This is a genomic window from Neobacillus paridis, from assembly GCF_016765675.1.
GTDB lineage: Bacteria > Bacillota > Bacilli > Bacillales > Cytobacillaceae > Neobacillus > Neobacillus paridis.
In genome coordinates, this window is sequence record NZ_JAESWB010000290.1 from 1 (window position 1) to 597 (window position 597).

1 protein-coding gene is annotated in these 597 nt (G+C 59.3%); it reads right to left on the minus strand.

Going from position 1 to position 597, the window contains the following annotated elements:
• Positions 1-47 precede the first annotated feature (47 nt).
• Positions 48-597, minus strand: a 550-nt coding sequence (cmk, locus tag JK635_RS28870) for a (d)CMP kinase (protein ID WP_235888223.1), incomplete at its 5' end; no start/stop codon positions are given.

The window sequence follows — 597 nt, forward strand, 5'->3', positions numbered from 1 at the left end:
CCAGAGTACTGCCAGAACTTCCTAAATGCCGCCGGAATGTGCGATTTTCAACCGGCGTCATGCCTTTTCTTTACAGCCGCGTACCAGTGAAGAACCTGACTGACGGCCTCATCGGCGCTCATGTCGGAAGTGTCCAGCAGGTATGCCCCTTCGGCAGGTTTGAGGGGTGCTATCGAACGGTTGGCGTCGCGCGCGTCGCGTTCAGTCAAATCTTGGAGAAGGTCGGCCATGTTAGCAGCAAAACCTTTTTCAATCAATTGCTTATAACGCCTCTGCGCACGGGCTTCCACACTTGCGGTGAGGAAAACCTTCAGTTGTGCATTCGGAAAGATCACGGTGCCCATGTCGCGTCCGTCGGCGACCAGTCCGGGCGGCTTGCGAAAGCCCAGCTGCAGGCCGGCCAGCGCATGCCGCACGGTGGGCAGCACGGCGATGCGGGAAGCGGTGTTGCCGACTTCCTCCTTGCGGATGGCCTGGCTGACATCTTCCTTGCCCAGGTAGATATGTTCACCCACAAAGGAACATGGCAGGTGCTCGGCCAGCTTGGCCAGCGCATGCTCGTCCTTCAACGACGTGTCCTGGCGCAGCGCGCACAGC